Origin of the sequence: uncultured Nitrosomonas sp., from assembly GCF_902826915.1 — a bacterium.
GTDB lineage: Bacteria > Pseudomonadota > Gammaproteobacteria > Burkholderiales > Nitrosomonadaceae > Nitrosomonas.
This window is the reverse complement of sequence record NZ_CADEGP010000130.1, coordinates 1-2,174: the sequence shown is the minus strand read 5'-3', so window position 1 is coordinate 2,174 and position 2,174 is coordinate 1. Positions and strand designations below refer to the sequence as shown.

Sequence of the window (2,174 nt, the reverse complement as noted above, 5' to 3'; positions counted from 1 at the left end):
GCCCTTTGACGCCTTTTGGCCCACGCGAGCTGGTTTGTTCCCAGCGATTGACCAGGTAAAGTTCAGTACCGAGTGGATACGCAGAAAAATCCACTACGATATCTGCGCGCTCAGCCACGCTCAATCGAACATTTTTACGGTTCAGCAGCGACCTTGGTAACAAATTGCCGTCATTGGCGATGTGGATAAAAGATTGCTGCACATTGTTCGGCGTCACTAAATGGAACTGATAGAAGCGCGAGGGCCCGGCATTGAGTAGCCGCAAGCGATACTTGCGACTGGCTACTCTCAGCACCGGCTCGATCATGCCATTGACGGTCACCTTGTCGCCCAACGTGCCTTCCGGATCAAACTGATCGTGCACTTGTATCGTATCTGCACCAAAGCGCTTATCCTGAAAAGCCAGCGGATAATCGTAAGCATCGCTGGGCAGCCGCAACGCCTTGGGATTAGGATCATGTTCATTGCCCGAATCCAGCTCATCGTAAAGCAGGTAAAAGCCAGCCATGCCGCGGTTAGCGTTGGCCGCGGTAAAATCCAGGCAATGGTCGTGATACCACAGCGTCCCTAATGCTTCACGCTTATCGCCGCCCACCGGGTTGCTCGCGCTTTTGGGAAATTCGCGTAGCCCTGCATACACATTGGGATAAACATGGTCATAGAAATCTCCGGGGGCACTGATCGTGGGTCCGGCTTTCGTTTTACTGAAATAATCGCCCGGGAAACCGTCACTCTCCGAAGGCGTATGCAAATTATGCAGATGCAAACTGATTTCCGGCGTACCGAATCCACTATGATTTGCAGGCAAATCATTATGTAAGCGCACAATAATCGGGCGCCCATAGCGTGCATGAATGGTTGGATTGGACTCACCACCTTCACCGACGTAATTCCATACCAGTTGTCTCGCATAATCTGGATGAAACTCATGGTCGTCTATCGCTTTAACCCGCAACACATAGGTATCCGCTTGACCGGGTAGAAGTGGTCGGTCGGCAACTCCAAAAATTTCTTCCCAAAGCTGATGACTGCCACGCCCACATTCTCCATTGGCGAGATTGGGATCACAATTCGGAGGCAAAGGACCACTGGCCAGATCAGTTTGTTCCAACGGCTCCATCTCTTCTGGCAATTCTCTCAGCCAGGGCGTGGTTGGCGGACTGGGTGGTAACGCTTCATCGTCAGTAACAACCTGCGCCAAGCTTTTACGCGAAGTTAAAATGGCCGGCGCGGCCAGAATCGTGGCTCCCGTTGTTTTAAAAAACGCACGCCGCGATTCATTCAATGGAGAATCAGAATCAGTGGCGTTGCCCTGACTCGATTCATATTCGTCGGATTTCATAATTTTTCCCTCTCTTAGGTAGCGTTATTTTTCTCAAAATCACACTTTGAGTGCGTATTGATCATGTATAAGCCCTGTATAACTTATATTGACATCCATCAGATCAAAGTAAACTTGATCGGCGTCATCCTTTTTTTACTCTTTAACTGATCACGCTGATATCTTGCGCAATCCATTTTTCCAAATATTATTATGTTTTATATCAGCAGGATGAAATGCCACACAGCGAAGAATCTCTCACTGTTGCATCTGGGAGATAGCCTATCGGCTATAAGAAAATAGTAGTGCTAGAGTTATAGTAAATATAGTCATTGATTTCAATTTGCTGTTCTAAGACGATTATCAAAAAACCAGTATTTTTACCTACTTGTTTTTTGTAATGTTACAAAAGCAGATTTATGCTCAAAACCCTTTACCCTTAAGCGAATACTCTTTTCTTATTATTCTTGATTTTTTCATCATGCTTTTATTCGTCCGCAGCAAAATAGTATTCTCAAAGACTCCGCACGGAAAGTGACAGGCTGCGGCAATTTTGTAGTAACTATGTACTACTTATGTCCTATTTTATGTAAGATTTATCTTTCATACATACAACCTCTATGAGGGAAATTTAATCTATTTCAGAGGCGGGTTTACAGTGATAACTGTGACAAATGAGAACCAAGCTACCACTCAAAAGAAAGCAGGAAATGAAAAAACCCAGTGAGACTTTTGCAAAATTCAACGAATTCTCAAATTTGTTACAATTTCTGATTTTTTTGTGTGTGGAAGAGTATCTTTTAGTAATTTTCTTGCTGAAATCACGCGAACAATCACTTTTATCGATCATTAT

At 44.8% G+C, this 2,174-nt stretch carries 1 protein-coding gene; it reads right to left on the bottom strand.

Annotated features, from left to right (window positions below; genetic code table 11):
- A partial coding sequence (locus tag QZV86_RS13680; RefSeq protein WP_295629281.1) for a bilirubin oxidase occupies window positions 1-1,342 on the bottom strand: 1,342 nt, incomplete at its 3' end.
- Between the last annotated feature and the right edge of the window lie 832 nt (window positions 1,343-2,174).